Here is an 18,325-nt window from a genome sequence, read left to right on the forward strand (position 1 = left end):
CTCAAGTGCGGAAGCGGCCGGTCAGTTCTGCCAGGTTTCTCGACAGGCCGGAAAGCTGCTGGCTGGCATGCATGCTCTGGGCAGAATTTGCTGCCGCTTCGTTGGACAAGTCGCGGATGTCGGAGATGTTGCGGGCGATTTCTTCGGTGACACTGCTCTGCTCCTCACAGGCGTTGGCGATCTGCGCGGCCATGTCGTTGATCCGCTGAATCGAGCCACTGGTGCCGCTGAGCACCTGATCGACACCCGCCGCACGTTCGACGCTGTCACGGGCCTTGCTGCTGCCGACCTGCATGGCTTGCACGGCCCTGGCGACACCGCTTTGCAGCCGTTCGATACGCACCTGAATGTCCTTGGTCGAATCCTGGGTACGCGCCGCCAGGGCCCTGACTTCATCGGCCACGACAGCGAAACCGCGGCCTTGCTCGCCCGCCCGTGCCGCCTCGATGGCCGCGTTCAGCGCGAGCAGGTTGGTCTGTTCGGCAATGCCCCGGATCACCTCGAGCACGGCACCGATGCTGGAGGTTTCCTGGGCCAGTGCCTCAATGGTGCCCGAAGCGCTCTCCACTTCCTGGGCCAACTGACGGATCGATTCGATGGTGCTGCTGACGACCGCGGTGCCGTCACGAGACTGACTGCTGGCTTGCTGCGCGGCGTCCGACGCGTTCACGGCATTGTGTGCCACCTCATGCACCGCGGCACTCATCTGGGTCGCCGCGGTACTGACCTGGTCGAGCGCCGCGTGTTCGCTGCTGATCAACTTGTCATTGGTCGCGGCCATATTCGCCATGGCCCGCGCGGCGGCATCCACCTCCCCGGTCACGCGGCCCACTTCGGCAATCAACGGCTGCAGCTTATCGAGGAAGCGGTTGAACGCGCTGCCAAGCTGGCCCAACTCGTCAGCCGAACGCACCTCAAGACGGCCCTTCAGATCGCCACCGCCCTCGGCGATCTGTTCAACACGGTGCAGCAGTCGACGCATTGGGCGCAGCACGACCATGGGCAAGGCCACAATCAGCAGGATGCAACCCAGCAGACCCACCAACAAGATACCGCCCTGCTGCACCCCAACAGCCTGGCCATGGTCAATCGCCGCTTGCCCCTCGCGCAGCGATGCTTCGTCTTCCAGTTCACCCAGCTTGTCGATGGCATCGCGCATGGTGTCGAACTTACTTTCACCGTCACCAAAACTCAGCGCACTGGCCGCCTGCGGATTGCTCGCGGCCTGCTCGACCACCTGCCGCGAAACCTGCGACCACTGTGCAAAACGGTCATTGAACTGACTGACCAGCGCCAACGCCTCGGCACTCGGCTGCATCGCCGCATATTTCTGCACGCGATCATAAGCTTGCTTCAGATTGTCCCGATGACTGGCACGCAGTGCCTCGGAATGACTGCCCGCATTGCCCCCAAGCAGGCTGCGCTCGGCAACAAAGGCCTGGTAGAGATCACGATCGGCGTTGAGCAACAGGCTGATGGCCGGCAGGTAGCGCTTGGTCAATTGCGTGCTCGACTCAGTCACCTGGCTAATGCCACGCATGCCCGACCACCCCATCAGCACCAACAGCAACGCCAGGAACGCAATGGGCAGGGTGATTTTCCAGCGAAAGCCCAGATCGGCAAAAAACCGCGGCATGGGGTGTCACTCCTTTCATGGGGATTAACTGGCCTATCGGCAGCCATGCCTTGAGCTATAGACCATTAGTCCAATTGTTACAAAGCTTTGGGTGTTGGAAATGCCGTGGTTATGCGGGTTATGGAGGGGGTTGGGGCGGGATAAAAAGCTGGGAGAACGCAATTGCAGCGGGGACTTTTCTGACATTTCCCGCCCACATAATTTAGAGAATTTTCTGACTCATCATCTGATTGATGATTTCTCCAGCGCGGCCCTATAGTCCAAATGTCGCTCGTAAGAACGGCTTGGGTTTGGCGACTCAATGACAAATGGTAAGAAAGCCCTCAATCAAGCGGAGTTTGAAATGAATAGATACATGGCTCTTACCAGCAATGCCGATGATCAACCCCTCTTCGTCGACACTTCTGCGCCTTTGCACATCCTGCTCGACACGGCGGGCTATAGAATTCGCGCGGTCACCCAGCTTTTAGAGAACCTCGCCATGCGAGGGGACATTCCGAGTGATTCAGTGGTCCTCCAGGACTTTGCACAGCTGTGCTGCATCTCCTTGAGGGATGGCTGCGACGTGCTCGACGTCATAGCCCGACGCTTGGATGCGGAACCTGCCTAGGGATAATACTTGTCAGCTAGAGATAAAGTCTGTGGGAGCAAAGCTTGCTCGCGATAGCGGTAGAGTCGCCAATATCGTTGTTAGCTGGCTTACCTCAATCGCGAGCAAGCTTTGCTCCCACAGGATTTACGCCAGACTGACAGATGACGAAAACGAAAAAGCCCCTGAAATGTTCAACCATTTCAGGGGCTTAGTCATACACAATAATGGCGGAGAGATAGGGATTTGAACCCTAGGTACTGTCGCCAGTACAACGGATTTCGAATCCGTCCCGTTCGGCCACTCCGGCATCTCTCCAGTGGCGCGCATCATACCAGCACATTCGCCGGAAGCGAACCCCCGAGCGAAATTTTTTCCGTGCTATCAGATGCTTGCGTCGATTACAGCGGCACACCCAGACGCTGGGCGACTTCTTCGTAGGCTTCGATGACGTCACCGAGGCCCTGGCGGAAGCGGTCCTTGTCCATCTTCTTCTTGGTGTCCTTGTCCCACAGGCGGCAGCCGTCCGGGCTGAATTCGTCGCCCAGGACGATGGAGCCGTCGCTGAACACACCGAATTCAAGCTTGAAGTCCACCAGCAGCAGGCCGGCGTCGTCGAACAGCTTGGTCAGCACTTCGTTGACCTTGAGGGACAACTCCTTCATGCGGACCAGTTGCTCGGCGGTGCCCCAACCGAATGCCACGACGTGGGATTCGTTGATGAACGGGTCGCCCTTGGCGTCGTCCTTCAGGAACAGCTCGAAGGTGTAAGGGTTGAGCTTCATGCCCTCTTCCACGCCCAGGCGCTTGACCAGGCTGCCGGCGGCGTAGTTACGCACGACGCATTCGACCGGGATCATGTCCAGCTTCTTGACCAGGCATTCGTTGTCGCCCAGCAGCTTGTCGAACTGGGTCGGCACGCCGGCGGCTTCGAGCTTCTGCATGATGAAGGCGTTGAACTTGTTGTTCACCATGCCCTTGCGGTCCAGCTGTTCGATGCGCTTGCCGTCGAACGCCGAAGTGTCGTTGCGAAACAGCAGGATCAAGCGGTCAGCGTCGTCGGTCTTGTAAACCGACTTGGCTTTGCCGCGGTAGAGTTCTTCACGTTTTTCCATGATGGGCTCCGCTTGCTAAGTAGTGGGCTAGGCGATATGTCGCCAGTCGAGCCCTGAATCTTGATCGGCCAGTTGCAGCCAGTCCGGGTCGCACCCGAGGGTGTCGACAAAACATTGCCGGGCCAGCTGCGGCAGGTTGTTCTTGCTGCTCAGATGGGCCAGGACCAGGTGTTGCAGGCCTTGCCAGCCCAACTCGGCCACCAGGAACGCTGCCTGGTGGTTGTTCAAATGCCCGTATTCCCCGCCTACCCGCTGCTTGAGGAAGTACGGGTAGTAACCACGCGCCAACATGTCGCGGCAGTGGTTGGACTCGATCATCAACGCATCGAGGTCCCGGTAACTGTCCATCACCCTGTCGCAATACGACCCCAGGTCGGTCAGCAGCCCAAAGCGCCGCTCGCCGTCGCTGAACACATATTGCGTCGGTTCCCGGGCATCGTGCGCCACGCTGACCACGCTGATATCCAGGCAACCGATGCGCAGTTGCTCGCCACCGGCCACGAACCCGGCCGGCTCGATGGGTTTGCGCAGGCCTTCCAGTGTCCCACGGCTCAGGTACACCGGCAGATTGTAGCGCCGAGACAGCAAACCCACGCCATGCACGTGGTCGGCATGTTCGTGGGTCACGAGTATCGCGCTCAGTTGCGCCGGGTGCACACCCAGGCGCAACAGGCGCTTCTCGGTTTCCCGCAGGGAGAAACCACAATCGACCAACACATACGTGCCGGCGCTGGCTACCAGCGTGCCGTTCCCTTGGCTACCGCTGCCGAGAACGGCAAAACGCATCGGATCAGCCCAGGTTGTCCTGAATCACGCCCAACACCTTGCGGGCCACATCGGCCGGCGCCACGGTGTTGATGTTCTTCTCGACGGTGACCTGGACGTTGTCGCCGACCTTGCTCAGGCGAACCTGATAACGCTCGGCGCGGGCTTCGATTTCTTCCTTGTCCGGCTTGCTGCCGAACAGGCCACTGAAGAAGCCAGGCTTATCGTCTTTCTTCTCGGCCTTTTCAGCGAGGTTGATGTAGTACAGGCCCAGGCTGCGGTTGATGTCTTCAACGCGCCACTCACCCTGCTCCAGCGCACGGCCGACGCTCGACCAGGCACGGTCCAGGTCGGAGCCGACGTTGAGCACCGGGTTGCCGCTGCCGTCTTCGCTCAGGCTGACGCGGCTCGGCGCATCGAACTCCTTGGAGGCCAGCATCGAGACCGAACCGCCCTGCTCCGCGTTACGGCTCATGCTGGCGAGCATGTCGTCCACCAGTGCAGCGTCGAGGCCGGTATTGACCGAACGGTTGCTGAAGGCCACGTCGGCGGTGCTGCCGGCAGGCCGTTCGGCGCTGACCACATAGACTTCACTGGTGTTGCGCTGCACGCCCGGCTCGATACGCACCCGCACGCGGGTTTCGCTGTCGGCCGCGACACCGGCGGCGCTCATGCGCTTGGCCATGGCAGCAGAGAGTTCATCGGAGCGCTGCCAGGTGGTGGTGAATTCGCCAGTTTGTGGGCGCTGTTCGTCCAGGCGGAAACCGTTGTCCTGGAAGAACTGGATCGCCACCGGCCAGACTTCGGCCGGTGGATGCTGGCCCATGACCCAGCTGGAGTCGCCGCTCTTCTGCAGGGTGTAGTCGCTGGCATCGGCCACGGCCGACAGCGGCTGTGGACGTGGGACGATGTATTCGCCCTTGACGCTGTCGTCGGCTACGTTGCGCGGGATCGGCAGCAGCGGATCGAGGCGCTTGGCAACGCTGACGTCTTGCGGCAGTTGCATCGGTGCAGTCTGTTGCGCCTGCAGGTAATCGCTACCACGGTCGCGGAAGTAACCTTCCGGCCCCCAGATCCATCCGCAGCCGCTGGTGCTGGAGATAATCAAGGCAAGTGCGGAAAGTCCGGCCATTCGCTTCATGCGTTGTACTTCCTCAATTAAACCAGGACGCCGGACTGGCGCATGGCCTGCCGCAGCGGTTCGTGACAGGGGGTGCTCAGCCAGGTCAGTGGCAGGCGGATGCCTTCGTGCATCAGGCCCATTTCAACCAAGGCCCACTTCACCGGAATCGGGTTGGCCTCGAGGAACAGGTCCTTGTGCAATGGCATCAGTTTTTCGTTGATGGCCCGTGCGGTCTCGGCGTCGCCCTTGAGCGCGGCCTCGCACAGGTCGGCCATTTCGCGTGGGGCAACGTTGGCAGTGACGGAGATGTTGCCCTTGCCGCCCAGCAGGATCAGCTCGACCGCGGTCGGATCATCGCCAGACAGCACGATGAAGTCCTTGCTCACGCCATCGAGGATGGCCTTGGCGCGCTTCATGTCGCCGGTGGCTTCCTTGATGCCGATGATGTTCGGCACGGTGGACAGGCGGATCACGGTCTCGGCCTGCATGTCGCAGGAGGTGCGGCCGGGAACGTTATAGAGGATCTGCGGGATGTCGACGGCTTCGGCAATGTGCTTGAAGTGCTGGTACAAGCCTTCCTGGGTCGGCTTGTTGTAGTACGGAACGACCAGCAGGCAAGCGTCGGCACCGGCTTCCTTGGCGTTGCGGGTCAGCTCGACGGCCTCGCGGGTCGAGTTGGCGCCGGTGCCGGCGATGACGGGAATGCGCCCGTTGACCTGCTTGACCACGGCACGGATGACTTCGATGTGCTCATTGACGTCGAGGGTTGCCGACTCGCCGGTGGTACCGACAGCGACAATGGCATGGGTGCCGTTCTCAAGGTGGAAGTCCACGAGTTTGCTGAGGCTGGCCCAGTCAAGATGCCCTTGTGCATCCATGGGTGTGACCAGTGCCACCATACTGCCCGCAATCATGAAACCGCTCCTGCCGGAAAAAGAGAGCGGTAATGGTACTGGCGCCAAGATGCTTGTACAAGCGAACTACCATTCCCCTTGGCGATGGTTTTCGCTACCCTTCAGGCTTTGATCGGTACCGACAAGCTCATACGCCGGTTTCCAGCCTCCGTTTTCGTCGCCGCAAGCCCCGATCCCGGGTTTGTCCTGGTGCGTTCCTGCTGTCATGGAATGCAGCGCAACCCCGGGCACAAGGCTTGAGCCGTTCGTTTCTCAGGGCCTGGCGCTGTATCGAGCGGCAACAGTACCGACCGCTCATCGCTTTAGGAATGCTGCATGTCCACCCCCACAGTCCGCGAACAATTCCTTGTTATCAGTGCCCTTGGCGCCAACCCCATGGAGCTGACTAACGTCCTGTGCCGCGCCAGCCATGAAAATCGCTGCGCCGTCGTGACCTCACGCCTGACCCGTCATGGCGAATGCAGTGCACTCGTGCTCGAGATCTCCGGCAGCTGGGACGCCCTGGCTCGCCTGGAAGGCAGCCTGCCGGCGCTGGCCAAGAAGCATGCCTTCACCGTCAACGTGGTGCGTAGCGCCGCGCTGGAGAACCGTCCCCAGGCCCTGCCCTACGTGGCTTATGTGAGCTCAGCCTATCGTCCGGACATCATCAACGAGCTGTGCCAGTTCTTCATGGACCATCACGTCGAGCTGGAAAACCTGACCTGCGACACCTACCAGGCCCCGCAGACCGGCGGCACCATGCTCAATGCCACGTTCACCGTGACCCTGCCGGCCGGCACCCAGATCAGCTGGCTGCGCGATCAGTTCCTGGACTTCGCCGATGCGATGAACCTGGATGCCCTGATCGAACCGTGGCGCCCACAAAACCCAATGTAAGGAAGCGTTCATGGCCGTTGCAGTCGACCAGCCGGTTACCGATTTCCAGGCACCCGCCACCAGCGGGCAGACCATCAGCCTCGCCGCCCTCAAGGGTAAACAGGTGGTGATCTACTTCTACCCCAAGGACAGCACCCCGGGCTGCACCACCGAAGGCCAGGGTTTTCGGGACCAGTATGCGCAGTTCCAGGCCGCCAACACCGAAGTGTTCGGCGTCTCCCGGGACAGCCTCAAGTCCCACGAGAACTTCAAGTGCAAGCAGGAATTCCCGTTCGAGCTGATCAGCGACAAGGACGAGGCCGTCTGCCAGCTGTTCGACGTGATCAAGCTGAAAAAGCTCTATGGCAAGGAGTACCTGGGCGTTGATCGCAGCACATTCCTGATCGACAAGAACGGCGTGCTGCGCCAGGAATGGCGTGGCGTGAAGGTGCCGGGGCATGTGGATGCGGTTTTGGCGGCGGCTCAGGCCCTCAACAAGGGCTGAAATTTTCGCTGCCTGTACTGGCGCTATCGCGAGCGAGCTCGCTCCCACACTGGATTGGTGGTGTTAATCAAATCCCTGTGGGAGCGAGCTTGCTCGCGATGGGGCCAAAAGCCTCACCCCATTACCCAAGCTACAACAACGGCGCCACCACCGGCTCCTTGCTCGGCCACGCATCCAGCACCGCCTTGAACAGCGTCGCCAGGGGAATCGCAAAGAACACCCCCCAGACCCCCCACAGCCCGCCAAACAGCAGCACCGCGCAGATGATCGCCACCGGATGCAGGTTCACCGCCTCGGAAAACAGCAGCGGGACCAGCACGTTGCCGTCCAGCGTCTGGATGATCCCGTAGACCGCCATCAGGTAGATGAACTGATCGCTCCAGCCCCACTGGAACAGCGCAATCAAGGCCACCGGCACGGTCACCACCACGGTGCCGACATAAGGCACTACCACCGAGATGCCCACCAGCAGCGCCAGCAAGGCGGCATAATTGAGCCCCAGGGCGACGAAGCCGATGTAGGTCACGCCACCGCAGATGAAAATCTCGATGACTTTGCCGCGAATGTAGTTGGCGATCTGCCGGTTCATCTCCTGGGCCACCCGGGTAATCAGCGCTCGCTCACGCGGCAGGTAGCCTCGGACCCAACGACCGATCATTTCCCGGTCCTTGAGGAAGAAAAACACCAGGATCGGCACCAACACCAGGTAGATCATGATGTTGACCAAAAGCGGCAGGCTGGACAGCGAAAACGTCAGCGCCCACTGGCCGAACTTGCCAATCTGGCCGCGCACGACTTCAATGGCTTGCAACACCTGCTCGTCGGACACCAGGTGCGGATAACGCTCGGGCAACAGCAACAGCACGGACTGCCATTTGGCAAGCATCCCCGGCAACTCGTTGAAGAGCGTCACCAACTGGTGCCAGAGCAGCGGCACGATCACGATTATGAACACCAACAACAAGCCCATGAACAGGGCGAACACCAAGCCCACCGCCACCGCACCCGGCAACCGCAAGCGCTCCAGGGTCGTGACCAACCCTTGCATCAGGTACGCCAGCACCATCCCCGCCAGCACCGGCGCCAGCATGCCGCCCAGGGTGAGCACGGCGGTAAAGGCCAGGAATAGCAGCACTGCCAGGACCACAGCTTCTTCATCGGAGAAGTAGCGCTGGATCCAGTCGCGTAACACTTTGAACATTAAAAATCCTTAAGAAACGCTGTCGGTTTTCAGGCCTTTTTCAGCCAGTAACGGTAGACGCCGTTATCGTCTTCTTCACGCAGCAGCGTATGACCGGCCAATCGGGCGAAGGTGCGGAAATCACGCTGCGAGCCCGCGTCCGTGGCGATCACCTTGAGCACACTGCCGCTGGCCAGGCGATTGAGTTCCAGCTTGGCCTTGAGCAACGGCAACGGACAGTTCAGGCCGCTGGCGTCCAGTTCGGCATCGTGGGCTACAGCATCAGTCATGGGTTCACTCCGCGGCAGATCGTTGAGCGGCCTAGAATATCTGGTCCCGGGCCCGGTGTCCGGCTACAGTAAGGTCTTTGTCGACTAAGGCTTCGTGCATGACATTTCTGCGCCCCACCCTGCTGACGCTCGCTTGCCTGCTTGCCTCACCGGGCTTCGCCGACGACCTGCCGTCACTTGGCGATGCCAGTTCTGCCATCGTCTCGCCAGAACAGGAGCACCAACTGGGCCGCGCCTGGCTGGCCCTGCTGCGCAGCCAGGTTTCACAGCTCAACGATCCACAGCTCAAGGACTACGTCGAATCCAGCGTCTATAAACTGGTGGAAACCAGCCAGGTCAACGACCGACGCCTGGAGTTCATCCTGATCAACAGCCCGCAGCTCAACGCCTTCGCCGCACCTGGCGGAATCGTCGGGGTCAACGGCGGCCTGTTCCTCAATGCACAGACCGAAGGCGAATACGCCTCGGTCATGGCCCACGAACTGGCGCACTTGTCACAACGCCACTTCGCCCGCGGCGTCGAAGCCCAGCAGCGCATGCAAGTGCCAATGATGGCCGCGCTGCTGGCCGGCATCGTGATTGCCGCCGCCGGTGGCGGTGACGCGGGGATCGCGGCCATCGCCGGGACCCAGGCTGCGGCCATCCAGGAACAACGGCGTTTCTCGCGCCAGAACGAACAGGAAGCGGACCGCATCGGCATCCAGAACCTCGAGAAAGCCGGCTATGATCCACGGTCCATGCCGACCATGTTCGAGCGTCTGATGCGCCAGTACCGGTTCGACGCCAGACCCCCGGAATTCCTGCTGACTCACCCGGTGACCGAATCCCGGATCGCCGACACCCGCAACCGCGCCGAACAGGCCAAGCCGGGCGGTATCGAGGACAGTGTGCGCTATCAACTGATTCGCGCTCGGGTCCAGTTGACCTACGAAGAAACCCCGGGCCTGGCCGCCAAGCGCTTCCGGGCGCAGCTGGATGAGAACCCGAAGAACGACGTGGCACGCTATGGCCTGGCGATCGCGCAGATCAAGGGGGGCCAGTTGAATGAAGCCCGGGAGAACCTCCAGCCGTTGCTGGCCAAATCGCCCAACGAGATCATCTACAACCTCGCCCAGGTGGACCTGGACATCACCAACAACAAACTGGCCGACGCTCAATCGCGCGTCGAGCGGATGCTGGGCCAATACCCAGGCAACTATCCACTCAACCAGGTACGCGTCGACCTGCTGCTCAAGCAGAACCGCCCCGCCGATGCCGAGAAGGCCCTGGAATCCTTGCTCAAGACCCGCCCGGACGATCCGGACGTCTGGTACATGGTGGCCGAGACCCGCGGGCTGTCGGGCAACATCATCGGCCTGCATCAGGCTCGTGCCGAGTACTTCGCACTGGTAGGCGACTACCGTCAGGCCATTCAGCAGTTGGACTTCGCCAAACGGCGCGCCGGCACCAATTTTCCCCTGTCGTCACGCATCGATGCCCGACAGCGGGAACTCATGGAGCAGGAACGCATGGTCAAGGACATGATGGGCTGAGCATTTGCCAGGCAATAAAAAACCGCCTCTCTCGAGGCGGTTTTTTTTGAGCCGCTAACCGGTCATTCGGCCAGCTTGAAGGTGATGAAGCTGGCACGCCCCTGGCGCAGGACCCGCATCGACACCGAACGATTCTTCGGCAACGCCTTGGCGATGTCGGTGAACTCCTTGGCGGAACCGATGGCCTGGTTGTTCAGGTGCGTAATGATGTCGCCCGGCTGAAGGCCGATCAGGGCGGCAGGACCATCCTGCACCTCCTTGATCACCACACCGCCCTGGAGCTCCAGGGTGCGCTTCTGCTCTTCAGTCAGTTCGGCCACCGCCACGCCCAGACGGTTGCTGCTGCGCTCGACGCCAGACTTGGGCAGCGAATCCAACTCCTTGCCTTCTTCAGGAATGGCGCCGACGGTCAATTCGACGTTCTTGCGCTTGCCTTCACGAATCACTTCCAGATTGGCCTTGGCACCGGCCTTGAGGGCACCCACCAAGTGCGGCAGGTCGGCAGACATGACGATCGGCTGACCATTCATGCTCAGGATCACGTCACCCACTTGCAGGCCGCCCTTGGCAGCCGGGCCACCTTCCTGGATCTGCGCCACCAGCGCACCGGCCGGTTTTTCCAGCCCGAACGACTCGGCCAGGTCCTTGTTCACTTCCTGAATGACCACGCCCAACCAGCCACGGCTGACCTTGCCTTCGCTTTTCAGTTGGTTGGACACGTCCATGGCAACGTCGATCGGAATCGCGAAGGACACACCCATGAAGCCACCCGAACGGGTATAGATCTGGGAGTTGATGCCGACGACTTCACCCGCGAGGTTGAACAGCGGGCCACCGGAGTTACCCGGGTTGATCGGCACGTCGGTCTGGATGAACGGCACGTAGTTTTCGTTCGGCAGGCTGCGACCGATGGCGCTGACAATGCCCTGGGTCACGGTGTGGTCGAAGCCGAACGGCGAACCGATGGCCACGACCCATTGGCCGGCTTTCAGGTCCTGGGATTTGCCCAGCTTGAGCACGGGCAGATCCTTGCCTTCGATTTTCAACAGCGCCACGTCGGAACGTGGATCGGTGCCGATCAGCTTGGCCTTGAGCTCACTGCGATCGGCCAGGCGTACCAGGATTTCGTCGGCATCGGCGATCACATGGTTGTTGGTCAGGATGTAGCCATCAGGCGAAATAATGAAACCCGAACCCAAGGATTGCGCTTCGCGCTGGCGACCACCGCCGGGCGAACGGGGTTGTTGCGGCATGCCGCGCTCGAAGAACTCTCGCAGCATCGGCGGCAAGCCTTCCAGGTCCGGCATTTGCTGGTCCGATACGCGGCGATCCGGCAGTTTCTGGGTCGTGCTGATATTCACTACCGCGGGCGACGCCTGCTCGACCAATTGCGTAAAGTCGGGCAACTCGACCGCCACGGCAGGAACGGCCTGGCCGAGCACAAGCACGGTGGCAAGGATGGAGAGATAGGTTTTCAAGCGTGGTATCGACATACGGCTCCCGTTACGACGAGCATGGTTAAGCGATATGGAGCAAGGAATACCAGGAAAAGATACGCCGGTATTTTTGTTCCGGAAACAGACAAGGCCAGGGCCGAGCGGCTCTGACCTATAGAAAAAAAGCTGGGTTTTTGCAAATGAAAATACTGACAGGAAGTTTCGGCATTTCGATCAAGCCCTGGCATCATCAGCCTCTCGCACAATCGAACCACCCATGCAGCCAGCAGGCTATTGAGTCGCCGTGACGTCGGAGCGCATGGAAAGCGCAATCCGTTCCGCCGTACCGATAGGAATCTCACCGACCACCGTGACCATCATTTCGCCCTGGGGCGTCGTGAGCCTGCGGGAGACGGCAGCCGTCGGGCCGAGCTGAGTACGGGTATCAGTGGCGTTGGCACCGTTCAACGGTTCCAGGAACACCGAGAAGCGCGCCAGGCCATCGTCGTACATCAAGCTGTTGACCTGGACCTGGGTGTCCGGGTCCTTGCGCACGGCACTGCTGGACAGCTCGAAACCAGGCGGCAGCCAGTCCGAGTGCCAGGCGGCTTTCACCGCGACGACCTTGACGGAATCCTGCGTGACAGCCTTGCATTCGGCGCTGGCTTGCAGATCACCGTCTGTCGGCGCGGCGACATTCAAGCGGGTGAACTGGAAACGTTCGAGCAACTGGCCCTTGTCATTGAGCAACAGGGACTTGAGCGGCAAGCCGGTCTCTTTGTCCAGGTGCAGCTCGAAGCCATAGCGATGCTGGTCCTTGGGCGTCAACGCCACAATGACCGCTTGACGCCCGGCCACGCGCGACTTGCCAATGACGGCCAGGTCATACCAATTCTTGAGTTTTTGCGGATCGAGCGCACGTGAGGTGCCGTCAGGCGTATTGCCCAGCCCCGCGATCAAGGAGCCACTGACGCATTGAGTATGTCCATCAATGCGCATGACTTCCTGTGCCGAGCCGTCGAGCTGGAGTAACCGCTCGCGGACTTTGCCATCCTGGACGCGATGCCAGATGTTATGGGTAGAAAAACTACCGTTGCGCTCGTAAACGAAGGTGCCCTGGAAGCTCTGCTGCTGCTCGGCTTGACTCAGGCGGTTCAACCAATCCTGAGCCTCATCGGCATGGGCTGGAATCGCACACCAGCCACCAAGCAGAAGCGTGAATAGAGGTATGGCGCGCAATGGTTTTCCTTATTAACGGTTTTCCATGCTGGCTGCACGGGCGTAAGGCAGCGCGCTTTCAGTACCTTTCAGGGCAGCTTGCTGAGCATGCTGACGCAGGTAGTTGGGCAGACGCTGATCATGCCAGCCAGGTTGGCCTTGCAGAACACCATTGACCATCGGGCCTGCGGTTTCCGAGCCTTCGCTGTAACCGGCCAGTACTGCTGGGCCTTTGACCTGTGGAGCGACCAGGCCTGGCTGGTTGGACTGCTGCGCCATCTGCACGCCGGCAATCTCATCCTGGTTGTACAGGCGCACACCGGCCAGTACGGCCACGGTGACCGAAGCGGCTACTGCCAGGCGACCCAGGCTGCGCCATGGTCCGCGGGAGGCTTTTGCCGGTACGGCTTCGTCAGCCAATGCAGCGGAAACGGCCGCAGCGATGTCCAGGCGTGGAAGCAACAAGTCCTTGTGCATCACGGCCCGGGCGATCTGGTAACGAGCCCAGGTCTCACGGGTTTCAACATCGTCGAAGGCATTCAATACCCGACGCAATTCCAGTTCGTCCGCTTCGTTGTCCATAACTGCGGACAGCGATTCCTGCAGGGCTTCACGACTCATGGCGTTCCTCTCTTGGCTGTCGCCGCTGTCTCTAGTTTTCCTGCAACAAAGGTTGCAGGGCTTTATCAATGGCCTCCCGGGCGCGGAAGATCCGGGAGCGCACGGTGCCTACAGGACATTGCATGACACTCGCAATGTCTTCGTAACTCAGACCGTCGAATTCGCGTAAAGTTAAAGCCGTACGCAAATCTTCGGGCAATTGCTGGATGGTTCGATGGACAGTGCCTTCGATCTCATCCCGCAGCAACGCGCGTTCTGGTGACTCGAGATCCTTGAGGCCATGATCGCCATCATAGAACTCGGCATCCTCAGAACTTACATCGCTATCCGGCGGCCGGCGGCCGCGTGAAACCAGATAGTTTTTCGCCGTGTTGATGGCGATGCGGTAAAGCCACGTGTAAAACGCGCTGTCCCCGCGAAAATTACCAAGTGCGCGGTAGGCCTTGATGAAGGCTTCCTGAGCGACATCCTGCGCTTCATGGGTGTCGTGCACGAAACGCACGATCAACCCGAGAATTTTGTGCTGGTATTTAAGCACTAGCAGATCGAAAGCTCGCTTGTCGCCGCGTTGGACGCGCTCGACCAGCTGCTGATCCTCTTCCTGGGTTAGCATGAACACTCCTCGATAAGCTCGAAGGAGGCTTGCATTACTAATTGTCCGGGCTTGCAAACATAGACTCGGGCTTTTCGCAAAAGTTCTCCCCCTTCCAAGCAAGTTTCCGGCGCGCTCTGATCTCGGCACGCACGAAAAACGCAGCAGGAGATTCCCCGGCTGCGCGAATAATCTGTCACCGGGACTGACGGCAGAGACTCCAATCGAAATCTTGCACCAACCCGACGCTGCTCCCTTTTGCAGACAACCGTCTATTGAACGTAGGCGCTCGGCAAAAGTTCCCGCTATTTATAGCGCTGCACACTGAATATCAGGCAACCGTGACGAGATAAACAGCGTTCTGTCCTCGAAACGGCGGCCTTATCGATGTTGTACCCAAACCGGCGATCCGACGAAGCGTGTCGCTTTTCTGTCACGCTGGTTTCACATTGCCATGAATGCCCGGCTATTGTGCCGATCCCCCCCTCTATATACTAGTGGGCTGCGTGGCTGCCTGACCCGTTGAAGCGGTGTCTTGCGCCAACCCCGACCCGGGTCGCCTTGAGCGGAAACCATTCGAATGAGCCAACAGTTTCAACACGATGTTCTGGTAATCGGCAGCGGAGCCGCCGGATTGAGCCTGGCACTGACTTTGCCCGCGCATTTGCGCATTGCAGTCCTGAGCAAGGGCGACCTGGCCAACGGTTCGACCTTCTGGGCCCAGGGCGGTGTCGCAGCCGTACTGGACGATACCGACACCATTGAATCCCATGTCGACGACACCCTCAACGCCGGCGGTGGCCTTTGCAATCCACAGGCGGTGCGTTTCACCGTGGAGCACAGCAGGGAAGCCATCCAGTGGCTGATCGACCAGGGTGTGCCGTTTACCCGTGACGAACAATCGGGCACCGAAGACGGCGGTTTCGAGTTCCACCTGACGCGCGAAGGCGGTCACAGCCATCGGCGCATCATCCATGCGGCCGACGCCACTGGAGCAGCGATCTTCAAGACCCTGCTCGCACAAGCGCGACTGCGGCCGAACATCGAATTGCTGGAACAGCGCGTCGCGGTCGACCTGATCACCGAAAAACGCCTGGGCCTGGACGGCGATCGCTGCCTCGGCGCCTACGTGCTCAATCGCGGCACCGGTGAAGTCGACACCTACGGCGCGCGCTTCGTCATCCTGGCATCCGGCGGCGCAGCAAAAGTCTATCTTTATACCAGCAACCCCGACGGCGCCTGCGGCGATGGCATCGCCATGGCCTGGCGTTCGGGTTGCCGGGTGGCGAACCTGGAGTTCAACCAGTTCCACCCCACCTGTCTCTATCACCCGCTGGCCAAGAGCTTCCTGATCACCGAAGCCCTGCGTGGCGAAGGTGCACACTTGAAGCTGCCCAACGGCGAACGCTTCATGCAGCGCTTCGATCCGCGCGCCGAACTGGCACCGCGCGACATCGTCGCCCGGGCCATCGACCACGAAATGAAGCGCCTGGGTATCGATTGCGTTTACCTGGACATCAGCCACAAGCCCGAAGCGTTCATCAAGAGCCACTTCCCGACGGTGTACGAACGCTGCCTGGAGTTTTCCATCGACATCACCAAGCAGCCGATCCCGGTGGTGCCGGCAGCGCATTACACCTGCGGTGGCGTGATGGTCGACCAACAGGGCCGCACCGACGTGCCTGGCCTGTACGCCATTGGCGAAACCAGCTTCACCGGCCTGCACGGCGCCAACCGCATGGCCAGCAACTCGCTGCTGGAATGCTTTGTCTACGCCCGCTCGGCGGCGGCAGACATCCTGGCGCAATTGCCGCAGATTGCCGTTCCAGCCGCCCTGCCCTCGTGGGACGCCAGCCAGGTCACCGATTCGGACGAAGACGTGATCATCGCGCACAACTGGGACGAACTGCGGCGATTCATGTGGGACTACGTGGGCATCGTGCGCACCAACAAGCGCCTGCAACGGGCACAACATCGGGTGCGCCTGCTGCTGGATGAAATCGACGAGTTCTACAGCAACTATAAAGTCAGTCGCGACCTGATCGAGCTGCGCAACCTGGCCCAGGTGGCCGAACTGATGATTCGCTCGGCCATGGAACGCAAGGAAAGCCGGGGGCTGCATTACACGCTGGACTACCCGAACCTGCTGCCCGAGGCACGGGATACTATCCTGGTGCCGCCCACCTACGCCGACTGAACCTGAGCCGCACCCGCAGGCGCCGATGGATATCCGGCGCCAGCGCGTCGCGCGGCACACACACCGACCGGACCCGCCGTTCACCCTGCAAGCGAAAACGCAGCACGACGATCATCGGCAACGCCAGGCTATCGGGGCGCAGTTGCACAGCCCGCCACCCATCGGCCCGACTCCAGAGTTGCCAGCCAGCGGCATTACGACGCAGCCCGCAGAAAGCCCGGCGATGGGTCAGCACTACATATCGGGGAATCACCCAGGCGCCATGGGCCAGGCACAATACGATGCCAAGCGCTGCGAACCAGGACGGCACGGACAACAGGAACAACGAACCCAGGGCGAACACCTGGGCCAGCAGATAGGCCGCCAGCAGTTGCCCGGAGGCCTGCCAGCGGCATTCGAAGCGATTACTTGGGTTGGACACGGTCCAGAATCATCCGGACCATGCGCTGCAACTCAGGGTCTTCGGATTCGCTGCGCTCCATGAACCAGCCGAACATGTCCTGATCCTCGCATTCGAGCAGGCGGACATAGCACGCGCGGTCCACTTCATTGAGATGGGGATAAACCTCTTTGACGAATGGCACCAGCAACACGTCCAGTTCAAGCATGCCACGGCGGCTGTGCCAGTAGAGGCGATTCAGTTCAACATCTTCGACCATGGAGCGCTCCTCAAATAGAGCGCAAGTATACAGGCCCCGCCGCAGTGGAACAGACAGCTTTGGTCGGGCACCACCGATCCTTTGTGAACTACCCATTTCAAGGGCGCCACCTTATGATGTCCACCAGACCTTTTATCCTGCGATGACCCATGGCTGATTCCGCTTTTTTTTGCACCCTGTCCCACGAAGGCGTCCTCGCGGTCCGCGGCGTGGATGCCAGCAAATTCCTGCAAGGCCAATTGACCTGCAACCTCGACTACCTGAGCGACAGCCGGGCCAGCCTCGGCGCCCGCTGCACCCAGAAAGGCCGGATGCAATCGAGCTTCCGCATCCTGCTCGAAGGCGACGGTGTGTTGATGGCCATGGCCGCCGAACTGCTCGAACCGCAACTGGCCGACCTGAAAAAATATGCCGTGTTCTCCAAATCCAAGCTCACCGACGAAAGCGCGGCCTGGGTTCGCTTCGGCCTGGAAAACGCCGACAAGGCGCTGACTGGCCTGGGCCTCGAACTGCCAAGCGACACCGACAGTGTGGCTCGTCATGAAGCCTTGATCGCCATCCGCGTATCTCCCGGTCGCGCCGAATTGTGGGCACCCGCCGAACAGGCACAGAAGCTGCGAACCCGCCTGGGCGCAGAATTGGCCGAAGCGGACCTGAACCCCTGGCTGCTGGGCCAGATCCGCGCCGGAATCGGCCAGGTCATGCCGGCCACCCGCGAACTGTTCATCCCGCAGATGCTCAACCTGCAAGCCGTCGGCGGCGTCAGTTTCAAGAAAGGCTGCTACACCGGCCAGGAAATCGTCGCCCGCATGCAATACCTGGGCAAGCTCAAGCGACGCCTGTACCGCTTGCAACTGGACGCCAGCGAACTGCCGGAACCCGGCACGGCGCTGTTCTCCCCCACGCATGGCAGTTCCATCGGCGAAGTGGTGATGGCCGCCCGCGGCGAAGGAAGCATCGAACTACTGGCGGTATTGCAGGCCGAAGCAGCAGAAGACGACAATTTGCACCTCGGTACCTTGGAAGGCCCACGCCTTCAACAGTTGGACCTGCCTTACGAACTGGATCGCGACCGCGAAATCCAGCGCTGATCGCAGC

The 18,325-nt window shown here is 60.6% G+C and carries 19 protein-coding genes, 1 tRNA gene and 1 pseudogene; 6 read left to right on the forward strand and 15 right to left on the reverse strand.

From position 1 onward, the window contains the following. Position 1 precedes the first annotated feature (1 nt). Together AB4Z20_RS11465 and AB4Z20_RS11470 are read right to left on the reverse strand one after the other, a co-directional pair. Positions 2 to 790 (reverse strand): methyl-accepting chemotaxis protein, encoded by a 789-nt coding sequence (locus tag AB4Z20_RS11465; protein ID WP_442089928.1) that lies wholly within the window; start codon positions 788 to 790, stop codon positions 2 to 4. A gap of 69 nt (positions 791 to 859) precedes the next feature. Further along, positions 860 to 1,636, reverse strand: a pseudogene (locus AB4Z20_RS11470) (MCP four helix bundle domain-containing protein); the annotation flags it as partial. 343 nt (positions 1,637 to 1,979) lie between these two features. Here AB4Z20_RS11470 and AB4Z20_RS11475 point away from each other — a divergent pair. Next, on the forward strand, positions 1,980 to 2,246 hold the full coding sequence (locus AB4Z20_RS11475; protein ID WP_041475780.1) for a hypothetical protein: 267 nt from the start codon (positions 1,980 to 1,982) through the stop codon (positions 2,244 to 2,246). 207 nt (positions 2,247 to 2,453) lie between these two features. Here AB4Z20_RS11475 and AB4Z20_RS11480 read toward each other — a convergent pair. The 5 genes from AB4Z20_RS11480 to dapA all read right to left on the reverse strand — a co-directional run bounded on the left by AB4Z20_RS11480 (position 2,454) and on the right by dapA (position 6,142). Next, positions 2,454 to 2,543: transfer RNA gene (locus AB4Z20_RS11480), tRNA-Ser, on the reverse strand. A gap of 83 nt (positions 2,544 to 2,626) precedes the next feature. Next, positions 2,627 to 3,340 (reverse strand): phosphoribosylaminoimidazolesuccinocarboxamide synthase, encoded by a 714-nt coding sequence (gene purC, locus AB4Z20_RS11485; protein WP_018606833.1) that lies wholly within the window; start codon positions 3,338 to 3,340, stop codon positions 2,627 to 2,629. A 27-nt stretch (positions 3,341 to 3,367) separates the two neighbouring features. Further along, the gene (locus tag AB4Z20_RS11490; RefSeq protein ID WP_214512083.1) at positions 3,368 to 4,126 is read right to left on the reverse strand and encodes an MBL fold metallo-hydrolase; all 759 of its coding nucleotides are present in this window, start codon (positions 4,124 to 4,126) and stop codon (positions 3,368 to 3,370) included. A gap of 4 nt (positions 4,127 to 4,130) precedes the next feature. After that, the gene (gene bamC / locus AB4Z20_RS11495) at positions 4,131 to 5,246 is read right to left on the reverse strand and encodes an outer membrane protein assembly factor BamC (RefSeq protein WP_253472240.1); all 1,116 of its coding nucleotides are present in this window, start codon (positions 5,244 to 5,246) and stop codon (positions 4,131 to 4,133) included. Positions 5,247 to 5,263: 17 nt separating this feature from the next. Further along, on the reverse strand, positions 5,264 to 6,142 hold the full coding sequence (dapA, locus tag AB4Z20_RS11500) for a 4-hydroxy-tetrahydrodipicolinate synthase (RefSeq protein WP_253472239.1): 879 nt from the start codon (positions 6,140 to 6,142) through the stop codon (positions 5,264 to 5,266). Between the two features lie 315 nt (positions 6,143 to 6,457). Here dapA and AB4Z20_RS11505 point away from each other — a divergent pair, with 315 nt between their 5' ends. Together AB4Z20_RS11505 and AB4Z20_RS11510 are read left to right on the forward strand one after the other, a co-directional pair. Then, positions 6,458 to 7,018, forward strand: a complete 561-nt coding sequence (locus AB4Z20_RS11505) for a glycine cleavage system protein R (protein ID WP_214512086.1) — start codon at positions 6,458 to 6,460, stop codon at positions 7,016 to 7,018. Between the two features lie 10 nt (positions 7,019 to 7,028). Beyond that, a complete protein-coding gene (locus AB4Z20_RS11510) occupies positions 7,029 to 7,502 on the forward strand; it encodes a peroxiredoxin (RefSeq protein ID WP_024616115.1) in 474 nt (157 codons plus the stop codon). A 130-nt stretch (positions 7,503 to 7,632) separates the two neighbouring features. Here the strand turns inward: AB4Z20_RS11510 and AB4Z20_RS11515 are convergent, their stop codons facing one another. Next, a complete protein-coding gene (locus tag AB4Z20_RS11515; protein ID WP_442089899.1) occupies positions 7,633 to 8,703 on the reverse strand; it encodes an AI-2E family transporter in 1,071 nt (356 codons plus the stop codon). A 29-nt stretch (positions 8,704 to 8,732) separates the two neighbouring features. Beyond that, complete coding sequence (locus AB4Z20_RS11520) at positions 8,733 to 8,972, reverse strand: sulfurtransferase TusA family protein (protein WP_014337032.1); 240 nt, start codon at positions 8,970 to 8,972, stop codon at positions 8,733 to 8,735. A 98-nt stretch (positions 8,973 to 9,070) separates the two neighbouring features. On the opposite strand from AB4Z20_RS11520, the gene AB4Z20_RS11525 reads away from it, so the two are divergent. Further along, entirely contained in the window at positions 9,071 to 10,504 is a 1,434-nt protein-coding gene (locus tag AB4Z20_RS11525) for a M48 family metalloprotease (RefSeq protein ID WP_258690541.1), read from the forward strand. Between the two features lie 62 nt (positions 10,505 to 10,566). Here the strand turns inward: AB4Z20_RS11525 and AB4Z20_RS11530 are convergent, their stop codons facing one another. The 4 genes from AB4Z20_RS11530 to rpoE all read right to left on the reverse strand — a co-directional run bounded on the left by AB4Z20_RS11530 (position 10,567) and on the right by rpoE (position 14,392). Next, positions 10,567 to 11,997, reverse strand: coding sequence for a DegQ family serine endoprotease (locus AB4Z20_RS11530; RefSeq protein WP_072347114.1), 1,431 nt, complete (start codon positions 11,995 to 11,997; stop codon positions 10,567 to 10,569). A 234-nt stretch (positions 11,998 to 12,231) separates the two neighbouring features. Further along, the gene (locus AB4Z20_RS11535) at positions 12,232 to 13,179 is read right to left on the reverse strand and encodes a MucB/RseB C-terminal domain-containing protein (protein ID WP_253472234.1); all 948 of its coding nucleotides are present in this window, start codon (positions 13,177 to 13,179) and stop codon (positions 12,232 to 12,234) included. Between the two features lie 12 nt (positions 13,180 to 13,191). Continuing rightward, positions 13,192 to 13,779 carry a sigma-E factor negative regulatory protein gene (locus AB4Z20_RS11540; protein ID WP_057449745.1) on the reverse strand — a complete coding sequence of 196 codons (588 nt, stop codon included), beginning with the start codon at positions 13,777 to 13,779 and terminating at the stop codon, positions 13,192 to 13,194. Between the two features lie 31 nt (positions 13,780 to 13,810). Next, positions 13,811 to 14,392, reverse strand: coding sequence for an RNA polymerase sigma factor RpoE (gene rpoE / locus AB4Z20_RS11545; RefSeq protein ID WP_003172477.1), 582 nt, complete (start codon positions 14,390 to 14,392; stop codon positions 13,811 to 13,813). 559 nt (positions 14,393 to 14,951) lie between these two features. On the opposite strand from rpoE, the gene nadB reads away from it, so the two are divergent. Continuing rightward, positions 14,952 to 16,568 carry an L-aspartate oxidase gene (gene nadB, locus AB4Z20_RS11550; protein WP_253472232.1) on the forward strand — a complete coding sequence of 539 codons (1,617 nt, stop codon included), beginning with the start codon at positions 14,952 to 14,954 and terminating at the stop codon, positions 16,566 to 16,568. Here nadB and AB4Z20_RS11555 read toward each other — a convergent pair. Beyond that, complete coding sequence (locus tag AB4Z20_RS11555) at positions 16,537 to 16,989, reverse strand: protein YgfX (protein ID WP_442089901.1); 453 nt, start codon at positions 16,987 to 16,989, stop codon at positions 16,537 to 16,539. The two genes, nadB and AB4Z20_RS11555, sit on opposite strands and share 32 nt — an antisense overlap. Then, positions 16,973 to 17,227 (reverse strand): FAD assembly factor SdhE, encoded by a 255-nt coding sequence (locus AB4Z20_RS11560; protein WP_003184348.1) that lies wholly within the window; start codon positions 17,225 to 17,227, stop codon positions 16,973 to 16,975. The genes AB4Z20_RS11555 and AB4Z20_RS11560 overlap by 17 nt, the downstream gene beginning before the upstream one ends. A 149-nt stretch (positions 17,228 to 17,376) precedes the next feature. Between AB4Z20_RS11560 and ygfZ the strand changes: the two genes are divergently transcribed. Then, the gene (ygfZ, locus tag AB4Z20_RS11565) at positions 17,377 to 18,318 is read left to right on the forward strand and encodes a CAF17-like 4Fe-4S cluster assembly/insertion protein YgfZ (RefSeq protein WP_320390030.1); all 942 of its coding nucleotides are present in this window, start codon (positions 17,377 to 17,379) and stop codon (positions 18,316 to 18,318) included. The last annotated feature ends 7 nt before the right edge of the window (positions 18,319 to 18,325 follow it).

Origin of the sequence: Pseudomonas sp. KB_12, from assembly GCF_052114545.1 — a bacterium.
Lineage (GTDB): Bacteria > Pseudomonadota > Gammaproteobacteria > Pseudomonadales > Pseudomonadaceae > Aquipseudomonas > Aquipseudomonas brassicacearum.